This is a genomic window from Pelovirga sp., from assembly GCF_059864205.1.
Map to the genome: position 1 here is coordinate 33,912 of NZ_JCBCBS010000217.1, position 12,115 is coordinate 46,026.

Annotated in this window: 13 protein-coding genes; 11 read left to right on the plus strand and 2 right to left on the minus strand. The window is 51.9% G+C overall.

Features of this window, described 5'->3' with window-relative positions; genetic code table 11:
• Nucleotides 1-23 precede the first annotated feature (23 nt).
• The 4 genes from AC6F7T_RS13630 to AC6F7T_RS13645 all read left to right on the plus strand — a co-directional run bounded on the left by AC6F7T_RS13630 (nt 24) and on the right by AC6F7T_RS13645 (nt 2,252).
• Nucleotides 24-749: a hypothetical protein gene (locus tag AC6F7T_RS13630; RefSeq protein ID WP_500719719.1), complete on the plus strand. Its 726-nt coding sequence runs from the start codon at nt 24-26 to the stop codon at nt 747-749.
• Nucleotides 750-882: 133 nt separating this feature from the next.
• A complete protein-coding gene (locus AC6F7T_RS13635; protein WP_500719721.1) occupies nt 883-1,461 on the plus strand; it encodes an isochorismatase family protein in 579 nt (192 codons plus the stop codon).
• Nucleotides 1,461-1,811, plus strand: coding sequence for a TraR/DksA C4-type zinc finger protein (locus AC6F7T_RS13640; RefSeq protein WP_500719723.1), 351 nt, complete (start codon nt 1,461-1,463; stop codon nt 1,809-1,811). Before AC6F7T_RS13635 ends, AC6F7T_RS13640 begins: the two co-directional genes overlap by 1 nt.
• A gap of 3 nt (nt 1,812-1,814) precedes the next feature.
• Entirely contained in the window at nt 1,815-2,252 is a 438-nt protein-coding gene (locus AC6F7T_RS13645) for a DMT family transporter (protein ID WP_500719724.1), read from the plus strand.
• Between the two features lie 38 nt (nt 2,253-2,290).
• Here AC6F7T_RS13645 and AC6F7T_RS13650 read toward each other — a convergent pair whose 3' ends face one another.
• Together AC6F7T_RS13650 and AC6F7T_RS13655 are read right to left on the minus strand one after the other, a co-directional pair.
• Entirely contained in the window at nt 2,291-2,662 is a 372-nt protein-coding gene (locus AC6F7T_RS13650; protein WP_500719726.1) for a DUF3024 domain-containing protein, read from the minus strand.
• A complete protein-coding gene (locus AC6F7T_RS13655; RefSeq protein WP_500719728.1) occupies nt 2,649-4,490 on the minus strand; it encodes a UbiD family decarboxylase domain-containing protein in 1,842 nt (613 codons plus the stop codon). The genes AC6F7T_RS13650 and AC6F7T_RS13655 overlap by 14 nt, the downstream gene beginning before the upstream one ends.
• 250 nt (nt 4,491-4,740) lie before the next feature.
• Here AC6F7T_RS13655 and AC6F7T_RS13660 point away from each other — a divergent pair, with 250 nt between their 5' ends.
• The 7 genes from AC6F7T_RS13660 to AC6F7T_RS13690 all read left to right on the plus strand — a co-directional run bounded on the left by AC6F7T_RS13660 (nt 4,741) and on the right by AC6F7T_RS13690 (nt 12,015).
• Nucleotides 4,741-5,364, plus strand: coding sequence for a TetR family transcriptional regulator (locus AC6F7T_RS13660; RefSeq protein WP_500719730.1), 624 nt, complete (start codon nt 4,741-4,743; stop codon nt 5,362-5,364).
• A 429-nt stretch (nt 5,365-5,793) separates the two neighbouring features.
• The gene (locus AC6F7T_RS13665) at nt 5,794-6,129 is read left to right on the plus strand and encodes a hypothetical protein (RefSeq protein WP_500719732.1); all 336 of its coding nucleotides are present in this window, start codon (nt 5,794-5,796) and stop codon (nt 6,127-6,129) included.
• A 9-nt stretch (nt 6,130-6,138) separates the two neighbouring features.
• Nucleotides 6,139-6,642, plus strand: coding sequence for a molecular chaperone TorD family protein (locus AC6F7T_RS13670; RefSeq protein WP_500719734.1), 504 nt, complete (start codon nt 6,139-6,141; stop codon nt 6,640-6,642).
• A gap of 92 nt (nt 6,643-6,734) precedes the next feature.
• A complete protein-coding gene (locus tag AC6F7T_RS13675; protein WP_500719736.1) occupies nt 6,735-8,930 on the plus strand; it encodes a molybdopterin-dependent oxidoreductase in 2,196 nt (731 codons plus the stop codon).
• 3 nt (nt 8,931-8,933) lie between these two features.
• The gene (locus AC6F7T_RS13680) at nt 8,934-9,503 is read left to right on the plus strand and encodes a 4Fe-4S dicluster domain-containing protein (RefSeq protein ID WP_500719738.1); all 570 of its coding nucleotides are present in this window, start codon (nt 8,934-8,936) and stop codon (nt 9,501-9,503) included.
• 11 nt (nt 9,504-9,514) lie between these two features.
• Nucleotides 9,515-10,690, plus strand: a complete 1,176-nt coding sequence (gene nrfD, locus AC6F7T_RS13685) for an NrfD/PsrC family molybdoenzyme membrane anchor subunit (RefSeq protein WP_500719739.1) — start codon at nt 9,515-9,517, stop codon at nt 10,688-10,690.
• Between the two features lie 140 nt (nt 10,691-10,830).
• Nucleotides 10,831-12,015 carry a rhodanese-like domain-containing protein gene (locus tag AC6F7T_RS13690; protein ID WP_500719741.1) on the plus strand — a complete coding sequence of 395 codons (1,185 nt, stop codon included), beginning with the start codon at nt 10,831-10,833 and terminating at the stop codon, nt 12,013-12,015.
• Nucleotides 12,016-12,115: the final 100 nt, after the last annotated feature.

Consider the following 12,115-nt stretch of genomic DNA (forward strand, 5'->3'; position numbering starts at 1 on the left):
ATGCCAGCGAGAGATGGAAGGCCATGGCCGACTTACGTGTCACCGATACCCAGGGTTATCTGCTCTACCGTGAAGTGGAGCCGGTCCAGCCCTATCCGCGCATCGACCCGCAGCAGCCCTATGATGAAAAACCCCGTACCCAGGATCAGGCGCGGGAAAAAAAAGACACGCACCTGCGCCGGCGTTTTGTTGCCATGCGGCACTTGATTGACCGCTTAAAAGAGTTCGGACAGCTGGAACGGATCAATTATTCGACGCTGGTGAATAACCTGGGAAACATCGGTGTTGCCCACGCCGACAAAGAGCTTTTTGAATTGCTGCAAGCCCACCAGGTGCCTGACTCTGGACTTAATCATCTGGCCGCCCAGATTCGCCCCTTGATCGTCGCCCCTGATATTGGCTTTGGCCCACCCCTCGAGGTCGAGCAAAATGTTCTCCCCTATTTCAGCAGGGGGTTATCGGCGGTGCAGCTCCGCTATCTTCATCTGGAATTGTTGCCGGGTCAGGAAGGGCCGGTGCTGGTCGATGCCATTGCCCGTGACGGATCATTTCGTTGTGCCACCAGACGTTTACGGGTGGAATTTCACCCGCAAGTCAAAACGCAGTACGATTGCGCCCTTGTGATCGACATCCGCATTATTGTCGCTGTCGGCGAAATGGACGAGGACAAACGTCGTGCCATCCTTTTTGAACGCTTCCCCGGTGTTTTTGCACTCTATACTGACAAGCAGATCAGCCTGTCGATATGACAGGGCGCTGTTAAGGGTTTTACAACATCCTGTCAGTTTCTGTCAGGATATTGTAAGGTATGCTGGTTAAACACCAGCAGGCTTTGGACTCAAATCACATAGGAATGTCATAAAAGCAAAAAAGGAGCGAATCATGGCAGAAATTAGAAATAAATTTTGGTTGGAGGCTTCACACACAGCGCTGCTGGTTGTCGATGTCCAGGACAAATTGGTAGGGGCAATGGATCAGCAACTTTATCAGCAGTTGCTGCAGAATGTGCCATTGCTGATAGCAGGTTTTAAGACCCTTGGCTTGCCGATGATCGCTACCGAGCAGTATTCAAAAGGGCTCGGACACACGATTACCGAGTTGCAGAGTGCTACCGAGCAAAGCTGTATTGAAAAACTGACATTCAGTTGCTGCGGTGATGAAGGTTTTGTTTCGGCCTTGCGTGAAACCAATGCCCGACAGATCGTTGTGGTTGGTATGGAAACCCATGTCTGCGTATTGCAGACAGTGATCGACCTACTTGATCAGGGGTATGGTGTCCACCTGGTACGCGATGCCGTCAGTTCGCGCTTCGCCAGTGATTATGCCACTGCCCTGGAACTGGCAGCTGCCGCCGGTGCAGTGATTACAACAACGGAAACGGTACTATTTCAGTTGATCAAGGTGGCCGGTAGTGATGATTTCAAGGCCATTTCCAGGCTGGTTCGACAGCGGATAAAGTAATGGAACTTAATGACGCAGAGCTGCAGCAGTTTGGCAAAAAGCTGCTGCAGTTGAAAACGGATATCGAGCAGTTGCTGACCGACTCTATCGACAGTAGCCGCCCTGTTGATCTCGAATTATCCATTGGTCGTCTGTCCCGGGTTGATGCGATGCAGCAGCAGGCCATGGCTAAAGCCAATCGTGAAGGACATCAGCGTCGTCTGGTACTGATTGATGCTGCCTTGCGGGCATTGAAAGGTGGACGTTACGGATTGTGTCGCAGCTGTGAAGAGCCGATCAGCTTAAGGCGTCTTGAGGCACGACCCGAGACCCCTTTCTGTATTGAGTGTCAGACCGAACGCGAGGGGTAGCAGATGTCGAACCTGGTACTCATGCTGTTGATTGCCTGTGGTGGTGTAGCTGTTGCGATTCAGCCCTCGATTAATGCCCGGCTGGCGCAAAAGACCGGCTTTCTCGAAGCTGCCACTATCTCGTTTGCCGTCGGCACCCTGGTGTTGCTGCTGATTTCTCTGCTGTCCGGTCAAGGAAGCTTCCGGCGGGTTGTTGAGGTGCCCTGGTGGCAGCTCACCGGCGGGCTGTTTGGGGCTTTTTTTGTGACCATGACGATTATCGGGGTGCCGCGCATCGGCACCACAGCGGTGCTGGCTTTAACGATTGCCTCCCAACTGGCCGCCGGTCTGGTGATGGATCATTATGGGGTTTTCGGCATGCGCGGAATCCCCGTTGACGGCAAGCGTATCCTTGGCATTGCGTTGCTGTTGATTGGAGTCTTCCTGGTGTGCAAGAGGTAGATGGGTAGTGGGAAGTGGGAAGTGGGGAAATAGGTAATTTAGTCGTGCCGGAAAAAGCGTAATGGATCCTGGTTGATGGCGGTCAGCAGTTTGTCCAGCTCCAGGGTCGGACCGACGCCCAGATAGAGCTGCCAGTGTGAACCGTTCTGGTGGTGCAGGCTCCACTGGTTCAGCTCCGGGTTGAAACGCAGTTGGGCCATAGGCCGTTCGTGGGTTGTTGTCGTCTTGCCTGTTCCCATTCTGACTTCAAATAGATGAACCTGTAAACCGGCAAAGCGATAATTCAGCTGGCGCGGGTTTATCGGGCGTTGGCCTGCGCTTCGGCAAAAATCATCAAGTTTGCGCAGCGCACTTTTATGTAAAAATTCCGGCAGTTCGCTCATAGTGGACCCTTTGTCAAATAATGCCATGCAGTGGCCCCCCCGCAGCTCCAAGTTCGTCGACCTGCTTTTCGATATGCGGATCGTCAATCAAGGGCGGCGCATGGTGCGGCTTGATGCGCGCATCGATCACCACAGAGCCATCACAGCCCCAGTGCTTGTTGCGATTCCAGGCTGCAATACCGTAAAGATCATTGGCCGGGTTGGAGCGGGTAAAGGTGACCCACAGCCAGTTGTTCAGGGTAGCAGAGCAGAAATCACTGTCGTTGACAACGATAATCAAAGGAAACCTGTTGATGGGATGATCGCTGGCGTAATAGCTGCACAGGCGCAGCAAATCTGGATCTCCTTCGCTGCTGTGGGCGCTGCAGGTTGGCCCGTTAATCAGTAGAATGCCGGCAGTAGCCAGGCGTGGAGCCGAAAAACCGACCGGTAGATCAAGCTCAGCTGGAATCTGTACAGGCAGCTCGCGGCGTTTTCCCCCCGTCGCGGCCATCACCACTTTTGATCCCTGGTTCAGCCCGTGGCCGCTGTAGTCGAGGGTGTCGATGGTGGTCGCGGTATGAAAATGCAGGTCGCGGCGCCAGTCGATACGTTCAAGAAGGTGCTGGAAAAAGGCTGGAATATCGTGAATATCGAGGTCGGGATTGTCGTTAGCCGCGACCATCAGCAGATACTTGGCCAACGACAGTTGCCCCTGTCCGAGGATAGCGCAAGCCTGGGTCAGCAGTTCCTGGGGGCGATCGGTCTGGTCGAAGGGGGTGTAACGCTCGCTGCCGATTGCCAGCAGCAACGGATGAACACCGGCAGCGTCAACCGCATGGACCGCTTTAATGCCGGGGAGCACATCAGGGATCAGCGCGCCGGTAAGTTCGTGGATAAAGGCGCCGAAGCTGGTGTCTTCCTGGGGAGGTCGGCCAACGGTGGTAAAGGGCCAGATGGCATCAGGCCGATGATAGACCCGTTCCACCTTGAGGACGGGAAAATTATGGGCCAGGCTGTAATAACCGAGGTGATCGCCGAAGGGCCCTTCCGGTTTTAGTTGCTCAGGATCAACGGTGCCGCAGATGACAAAGTCAGCCTCCGCCGGCATCGGCAGAAATCCTTCCGGTTGCACCATGGTAAGGCGCTGGCCGCCCAGCAGTCCGGCGAAGGACAGCTCCGGCATCCCCTCCGGCAAGGGCATGACCGCAGCGACCGTGAGGCTCGGCGGGCCGCCGACAAAAACATTGACCTTGAAGGGCAATCCCTTGTCAAGGGCCTCGCGCTGATGCACCCCAATACCACGATGCAGTTGATAGTGGAGACCGGCTTCGCGATCCGCTTCATAGGCGTTACCGGAAATCTGCACCCGATACATGCCCAGATTGGCATGACGCAGACCCGGCTTTTCGGCACTTTCGCTGTACACCTGGGGCAGGGTAATAAAGGCTCCGCCGTCGTCGGGCCAGCTCTTGATCTGCGGCAAGGCCCTCAACGTGGTTTGTCCGGCAAGGATCGGGCCGTTACTGATCTTGCGGGGCAAAAGATGCAAGGCTCCCAGCGGGGCATTGAGGAGAGCCGCAGGAGAGCGCAGTAGATGTTTAGGGTCGAGCTTGAGTTTAACCAGGGTGTCGATGCGGCGCAGCGTGTCGCGAAACAGAAAGCGGGTACGTTCCAGGGTGCCGAAAAGATTCGCGACAGCGGCAAAGCGGCACCCCTTCAGATGGGTAAACAGCAACGTCGGACCCTGGTGTTGGTAAACCCGGCGTTGAATCGCTCCGGCCAGCAGATCGGCATCAATGGGACGGTTGATGCGGATCAGTTGTCCGGTTTGTTCAAGATCGTTGAGTGCTTGTCGCAGAGTTTTGTATCCCATGAATAGTCTTTCTGCTAAGGGTAAAATTAACCGCTGCTCCAACTTCGGCGCCTGAAGTGACGGTGCTTAGCGAGCTCTTTTTCCTTCGTCCCTTGTTTATATGTCAGAAGCGCCTGAAAGGCAATCAGAGCACACTTTCCAGATATATGAATAATTAAATAAAAAAGAGAAAATGATGCTTGCCTGATTTTATTGTTGCTTTTTAAAAAAAGAGAAAGAATAATCGTTCAAAATTTATGGAGTGTTTACAATGCAACATGTCAAGGCGCCGATAAGTCCCCCTGGCCGACTTAAAGTACGTACTATCGATCCGGAAAATAAGGCCCGCTGTGTTCTCGAGTCTGCCCGCCAGCTCTTTGTCCGGAAGGGCTACCATCGGGTTTCAGTACCGGATATTGTTCAGGATTCAGGTGTCAGTACCGGCGCCATCTATAATTTGTTTGGCAGCAAGGAAAATCTGGCGGCGACGGTGCAGGCGGAAACCATGAAGGATTTTCACGCGATGTTTCTGGAACGACTGAGAGACCGTGAAAGTACTTACGATAAGCTGCACGCCTTTGCGGAAATAGTCTTTGAGGTGACAGAAAAAGATCCCACCAGGATGGAGTATCTGTTGTTCATGCGCCACGCCGATTTTTTGGAGGACATGCCGCCGGTTTGTCTGACCGAACCCTTTCGCCTTGTTAGGCAGATCGTAACCGAGGGGATGTCGCGCGGAGAGGTGAAACAAGGGGATTTTTTTGTCAGTGCAGTGAGTTTTACCGGAATTATTCTGCGCGCGGCGCAGCTTAATTTGCAGTGTGTTCTGCCCAGGCCCTTGTCGGAGTTGAGCGCCGAGTTTATTCAGAACGCCTGGGATGCCATTAAAGCGTGAGAAACAAAAACTGTGTAATTGCGCAGTTTGTCAGTGCGCGTGACCACGGTTTTTGTTGACAGTTGAGGGTGAAGCAGTTACAGTTGCGTTAATGTTTTTTACAAACAGGTTTAATCAGCCCCAAGCGGGTATTTTTTATAATCAGCAATAAAAAAGAACATTCTTTCTATAACAGTGTTTGATTTTACCGCGATGGTACCATTTGACATTGTTATTTTGTATCTGTTCAGCACCGGGCCTTTGGATCCTGCGGCAAGGGTTTTTGTCGCCATGGACGGCGACAAAAAGCGGTCATGGATGACCCGGCGGGAAACAATCGCGTCCCTTGACATGGGATTCAAAGGCCCGGTGCAAGGATAGAGCTGAATAGCAACGTTATTTTTGGCGCAAACTTTAGAACGAACAATCTGTCTAAAAAGGAGTCTCATCATGAAGAAAGTATTGGTACTTATTGTTGCAGCAGCCTTGACCCTTCCAGCCGGTGCAATGGCTTTTGATATCAGCGGTTGGGAGAGTGCCAACAAGGATCGTGGTCAGTGGGCCTGGTTTACCGGACAAGCACAAAAATGTGATGAACAGATCCCTGTTCCCGGAGCGCACACCCGTGCCGAATGGCAACAGCTGCTCACGACTGACAAAGACAAGCTTCCCTGTGGTGGCGCTGGCTTGACCCAGCGCGCTATCAATCACGTATTTTTGTTTCTTCACAGCCACGCTTCTGATTCCGATGATCCGATGAATCAGAAGCCTGAATCCTGCGGTTAAGTTGACTTTGTGACAACTCAAAATAAACAGCAGATTGGTCAACGCCTGCTTGAACTGGTCGCGTTGCTTGATTATCCAACGGCCGAGATCGCTGAGCTTTGTGGCTTCAGCTTTGAGAAGTTGGAAAACTGTTATGTACGTTTATTCATCAACGATCTCGGCGGAGTTAGCGCTCCTCCTTTTGCCGGTTGCTATGTAGAAAAAGAAGATCGCCTCAATTTCATGTCGCGATTCAGTGGCTTTTGTAGAGAAGCGGGCATAGAGATTGATGCTTCTTTTCCGCCCGATTACATACCAATGATGGTGGAAGTGTTGGTGTTAATGTTGTCGGTAGAGGGCAGTGAGGCTGATGTCCGCTCCCTGGTATCCAGTTTTTACCAGCGTTGGCCCCGTCTTTTTGCCGAGACCCTGAAAGAACACGATAAGACGGGCCTCTATGCTGATGCAGGTAAAGAGCTTTGCCGGATAATAGAAGAGCTGCCTGAAATTCTTATCTTTAATGCCGCGACTTGAAAATATTATTGCTTCGCGCCCTTGCGGGAACAGGGGGGGGCAAGAACCGGGAAGTCCTGGGAATATTAAAAAATCAAGGAGATTGACTGAAAATGAGCATATCTCGCAGGAATTTTCTTAAAGGCTCGGTTGCGGGGATCGGCTGCTTAGGCTTGGTCCCGGTGGCAGGGATGCGTTTTGCCGGCTGGGCGGAGGCTGGGAAACAGCCAAGTGGGGTTCTCAATTATGTTGCCTCGAGCTGTGCCATTTGTACCAATAAATGCGTTTTCCGCGGGCAGGTTGTCGATGGTGTCATCAGGCGTCTGGAGCCGGAGCCGGAGTTTACCAAAGCACGGGGGATGATGTGCGCGCGCGGTAATGCAGGCGCAGCGACCCCCTATGACCCGGACCGGGTAAAATATCCGCTGATCCGCACCGGTAAGCGCGGAGAGGGCAAGTGGAAAAAAGCCACCTGGGATGAAGCTTATGCTTATATTGCCGAAAAAACCAACAAGGTCGTTGCGGAAGAAGGGGGCCACCGTTCCTGCATTGGTTTTGTTTCTTCCGAAGGCACTTACCACGAACATTACTGGAACCAGTTTCGCGAAATTTTTGGTTCGCCCAACTCCTTGCGTCATCCAACCCTCTGTCTGAGCTCCAATATTCGCGGTAACATGTCGGTTTTTGGTACCTATCCCTGGGCAGATGTAAAAAATTCCCCCTATATCATTCTTGCCGGGGCAGATCGTGCCGAGTCCTTCTTTACTCCTGACACCATGGACATGTTCGGCGATCCCAGAAAAACGATCATCTGTCTTGACCCGCGTTTTACCAGGACGGCGGCTAAAGCCACCAGATGGTATCCGATCAAGCCGGGTACCGACATGGCCTTTGCTTTGGCAATGATGCATGTGATCATTGGTGAAAATCGCTATGACAAAGAGTTTGTGAGTAACCATTGTGTCGGCTTTGACGAGTTGGCGCAGCATGTCAGGCAATACACGCCACGTTGGGCCGAGCTGGAAACAGAGATTCCGGCGGCAGAAATTGAGAAAATAGCCCGTGATTTTGCTTCGACTCCGGGCGCTGTCTACTATCCCGGCCGTCGTTCCGGTTGGCAGGGTGAAGATGTGCAGATGCGTCGGGCTGTCGCCATGGTCAATGCCATCTGTGGCAGCTTTGATCGCCCCGGTGGCCTGATTCCTAATGCGTCGATTCCGCTGCGGAACTATTTTTACGAGCCGGCCTGGTACGACTTGACCAGACCGCGACTTGAAGCGGATGACGTAACCTTCCTTAATCCCCGTGATGGCTCCTGGATTGCCTGGCGCGAGCGTGCTTTGAGGGCTGATCCGTACGCTATCCGTGGATTGTTTATTTACAAACAGAATGTGGTTGACTCGGTTCCGGATCGTAGTAAGACACTAGAACTATTCGATAAACTCGACATTATCGTTTCTATTGATACCTACATGAGTGATACCGCCTGGCATGCCGATGTGGTATTGCCCGAGTCAAATTATCTGGAACGCTTTGATCCGCCCTACAGCCTGGCCGGCATCGTGCCTTATGTCGTGATTCGTCAGCCCCTCATCCAGCCTCTGTATGATACCAAGCCCGGTTTTGACATCATCAAGGGACTGGCCGGGTATTTTGCCGATGAGGATGGTGACTTCCTGAATGAGTATTTTGAAGGGGACGTTGAAAGTCATGCCCGCAACTTCATGGCCGACTATCCCGGTAGTCTGGAAATGCTTAAGGAAAAGGGCTTTTTCACCGATGGCCGCAAAGCGGAAATCGGCGCCTATCGCAGCGGTAAAAATGCCATCAACACACCGAGCGGAAAGGTGGAGTTTTACAGTGAAGATTTTGCCGGCCGTGGTCTCGACCCGCTGCCGACCTATAAGCCAGTCGAAGAAATCCCCGAAAACCGCTTCCGCTTTTTAGTCGGGCGCCATGCGATTCATACGCACTCAATGACAGCGGCCTTTCCGGAACTGAACTGGCACATGTCGGAAAACAGCGTCTGGATCAATACCAAGTCAGCGAAAAAGCTCGGCATCAAATCCGGGGATACCGTGCAGATGAAAAACCGCACCGGTGGTGAAGTGAAGATTAAGGCGAGGGTGACCGAGGCCATTCGCCCTGACTGTGTGTTCTATGCTCATGGCTACGGCAGCCTTTCCAAGGCCAAGCGTCTGGTTCATGGCAAAGGAGCGGCCCAGGCAGCAATTCTTGAATCACATTTCGAGTCGATTTCAGGTAATGCGCTGATGCATGAAACGATTGTAGAAATAAGGAGGGTTTAAGCCATGGCCGGAGCAAAAAACAAACACTGGGCGATGGTCATCGACTCAGCAAAATGTATCGACTGCAAGGCCTGTGACGTTGCCTGTAAGCGTGAAAATGGAATCGAAGCCAATGGGCGCCGCGAAGTGTACCGTAACTGGATTACCTCCAAGGGTGTTGAGGGGACTTACCCGAACCTGAAGCAGCGTTTCGAGCCAAGTCAGTGCCATCATTGCGCCAACACCCCGTGCTATAAGGTATGCCCGACCAGCGCGACCTATAAAAATGACGATGGGCTGATCATGATGGATTATAAGCGCTGTATCGTCTGCTCAACCTGTATCGCAGCCTGTCCCTATGACGCCCGCTACGTATCCAAGCAGAAAAAAGCCATCGATAAATGTACCTTCTGTGCCCATCGTATCTACACCGGGAAATTACCGGCCTGTGTCGACACCTGTCCGACGAAAGTCAGGGTTTTCGGCGATTTAAACGATCCTGAGAGTGAGGTTTCCAAGATTCTGGCAAGTCGGCATTATTTTGTCATCAAGCCGGAAGCCGGAACCAAACCAAATCTCTACTACCTGACGTGAGGTGCAAAGATATGAGTACACTGATTGGCAGTGCAATCCAGAATGTGAAGAGTTCTTTTTCTCCCCGCGGAGTCGTATGGACCCTTTGGGCCGGAATTCTGGTTGTCATTGGTCTGGCAGCATTGGTCAATTACTTCATCCATGGTCATGATGCCTACGGCACTTCGCGACAGGTACCATGGGGCATCCTGATATCAACCTATGTTTTTTTTGTGGTTTCGAGTACCGGCCTGTGTCTGGTCTCATCCCTGGGGCACGTTTTTGGCTTCAAGCAGTTTGAGGTGATCGGTAAGCGCGCCATTGTCATGGCAATTGCTACTATTCTTGCCGGTTTTGCCGTCATTGCAACAGAGATCGGCTATCCCTTCCGCATGTTGATTTACAATTTTGTCTCCCCCAATTTTGCTGCGGCCATCTGGTGGATGGGTACTCTGTACGGCTTATATCTGCTGTTTATCCTGTTGGAATTTGGATTTATGATGAAAGTTCATCATAAATATGCCGGCTATGCGGGGTTGGCGGCCTTTGTCGCAGGGATTGCCGCACACTCCAATCTCGGTGCCGTTTTCGGACTGCTTGACGCGCGGAAGTGGTGGAGTGGTCCCTTTTTGCCGATCTATTTTATCCTTTCGGCAGCAGTTACCGGCTGTGCCATTGTCCTGCTGCTATTTGCCGTACGTTATATGAAGGAGAAGATGCCTGATAATGTGCGTGACACCATGTTAACGATCAGCAAGCTTTTTTGCTTCCTGCTCGGCGTGCTCATTTTTTTTGGTATCTGGAAGTTGTTCTCTTCACTGTATGCCGGAGCTCCAGGAAAATACGAGGCAATGATGGCACTGGTCAATGGACCACTTTGGGTCAGCTACTGGGGTTTCGAAGTGTTTCTGGGGATGGTATTACCCTTTGTGCTGATTCTGGTTACTAAGGGCAAAAATCTGGGAGTGGCAGTCTTTGCCGCAGCCAGCAGCATGGTCGGAATTTTCTTCATGCGTTACAACCTGGTTGTTGCCGGTCAGCTTAAGCCGATGCGCTATGATCCCGAAGTTGTGGGTGCCGGTGGATTGGTCAGTTATGCACCAACGATAACGGAGATTGGCATTGTTTTGGGAGGCATCGGCCTGTGTCTGCTGATGTATATCGCGGCCAATATGATTTTTAATCTGGACGCTGAAGAGCATCATTAAGGGCAGGTTACAGCACTAGTCGTTGCCCGCTTTGATGATCACAGGATCTGGCGAACGGATTATCCTAATGCGCTGATTTTATAAAGAAATTAGCTGCATTGTATTTCATAACCCCGTAACGCGAAGGAAAGGAGTCAAGGATGCGATTTTTGCGAGTCACATTGCTGCCACTTGTCGCCCTGCTGCTGTTTGCAGCCGGCTGCGCGACAACCGCACCGACAGCGGCAGTAACGCCGTCGGCGCAGGGGCACACCAAACTGGTGGAACAGGATCCCAAGATTGCCATCACCACCCAGGAGGTCATGGCCCTGTTCAAGGAAGTATACGGCGATGCCCCGCTGATCCAGGCAACTCTGGATAAGAACGACACGTTTGTCTTGGTGGATACCCGTCCTATTACCCGTTTTACGGCGGACACGGTGCCGGGGTCTATCCATATTGCGACCCCGAAATTTGAGACAGATATCCCCAATTTGCCTAAGGATAAACCTGTTATTTTCTATTGTGGTGGTTTGGCCTGTCCCTTTACCAAGGCTGCAAGCGAAAAGGCACAGGCTCTCGGGTTTACCAACATCAGCGCCTGGTACGAAGGAGAGCCTGGCTGGACCGCGGCAGGAAACTACACCATTATTCAAACTGGCCCGATAAAAGCGCTGGTTGATGACAGTGCCAAGGGTGGATTTGCCTTGATTGATGCGCGCCCCCATCTGGTCAGCCAGAAAGAACATATCCCCGGATCCATTTCAATTCCCTGGGTTTTGTGGGAACAGAAAAAAGGCCTGTTGCCGACGGACAAAGATACCCTGTTGATCTTCTACTGCGGCGGTCATCACTGTGACTTGAGTCATAAGAGTGCCAATGCCGCACTGGCTATGGGCTACAAAAAAGTACGCGTTTACGCTGAAGGTATCCCGGCCTGGAAAAAAGCCGGTCACGGCACCTGGGGTAATGATGCCAGTGGAATCGTTGAGGTGCCTAAAGGGCCTTCCCCAACGATCAGTAAAGAGGACCTGCATAAAGGAATCGCCGCCGGCAGTTTGTTTATCGTTGACGTGCGGAGCGAGCGTGAGTTCGACGAAGGTCATATACCCGGTGCTACTCTGATTCCAGATGGTGAGTTCTACAATAATATCGAAGCTGTTATTGCCAAGTTGCCAATCGACAAAAAGGTTGTCTTTGTCTGTGCAACTGGCGCACGTTCCGGTGGTGCCTTTTTCGCTCTGCAGGATGAGATTGAAGACGGCAACTACAAGAACGAAAAAGGCGTTGTCTATCTTCCGTACGCGGTAGAATACAAGGCCGATGGTACTTTTGAAATCAAGTAACCCTTAAAATCAGATGGTTATTAAAAAAACAGCTCACCTAATGTGGGCTGTTTTTTTGGGGTCAAAGGGTGTTGATAAATTCAATAGTTTGAATGCTGTT

Coding starts and splice junctions, on each gene's coding strand:
- AC6F7T_RS13630 (WP_500719719.1), top strand. CDS start 24: ATGGCCGACTTACGTGTCACCGATACCCAGGGTTATCTGCTCTACCGT.
- AC6F7T_RS13635 (WP_500719721.1), top strand. CDS start 883: ATGGCAGAAATTAGAAATAAATTTTGGTTGGAGGCTTCACACACAGCG.
- AC6F7T_RS13640 (WP_500719723.1), top strand. CDS start 1,461: ATGGAACTTAATGACGCAGAGCTGCAGCAGTTTGGCAAAAAGCTGCTG.
- AC6F7T_RS13645 (WP_500719724.1), top strand. CDS start 1,815: ATGTCGAACCTGGTACTCATGCTGTTGATTGCCTGTGGTGGTGTAGCT.
- AC6F7T_RS13650 (WP_500719726.1), bottom strand. CDS start 2,662: ATGGCATTATTTGACAAAGGGTCCACTATGAGCGAACTGCCGGAATTT.
- AC6F7T_RS13655 (WP_500719728.1), bottom strand. CDS start 4,490: ATGGGATACAAAACTCTGCGACAAGCACTCAACGATCTTGAACAAACC.
- AC6F7T_RS13660 (WP_500719730.1), top strand. CDS start 4,741: ATGCAACATGTCAAGGCGCCGATAAGTCCCCCTGGCCGACTTAAAGTA.
- AC6F7T_RS13665 (WP_500719732.1), top strand. CDS start 5,794: ATGAAGAAAGTATTGGTACTTATTGTTGCAGCAGCCTTGACCCTTCCA.
- AC6F7T_RS13675 (WP_500719736.1), top strand. CDS start 6,735: ATGAGCATATCTCGCAGGAATTTTCTTAAAGGCTCGGTTGCGGGGATC.
- AC6F7T_RS13680 (WP_500719738.1), top strand. CDS start 8,934: ATGGCCGGAGCAAAAAACAAACACTGGGCGATGGTCATCGACTCAGCA.
- nrfD (WP_500719739.1), top strand. CDS start 9,515: ATGAGTACACTGATTGGCAGTGCAATCCAGAATGTGAAGAGTTCTTTT.
- AC6F7T_RS13690 (WP_500719741.1), top strand. CDS start 10,831: ATGCGATTTTTGCGAGTCACATTGCTGCCACTTGTCGCCCTGCTGCTG.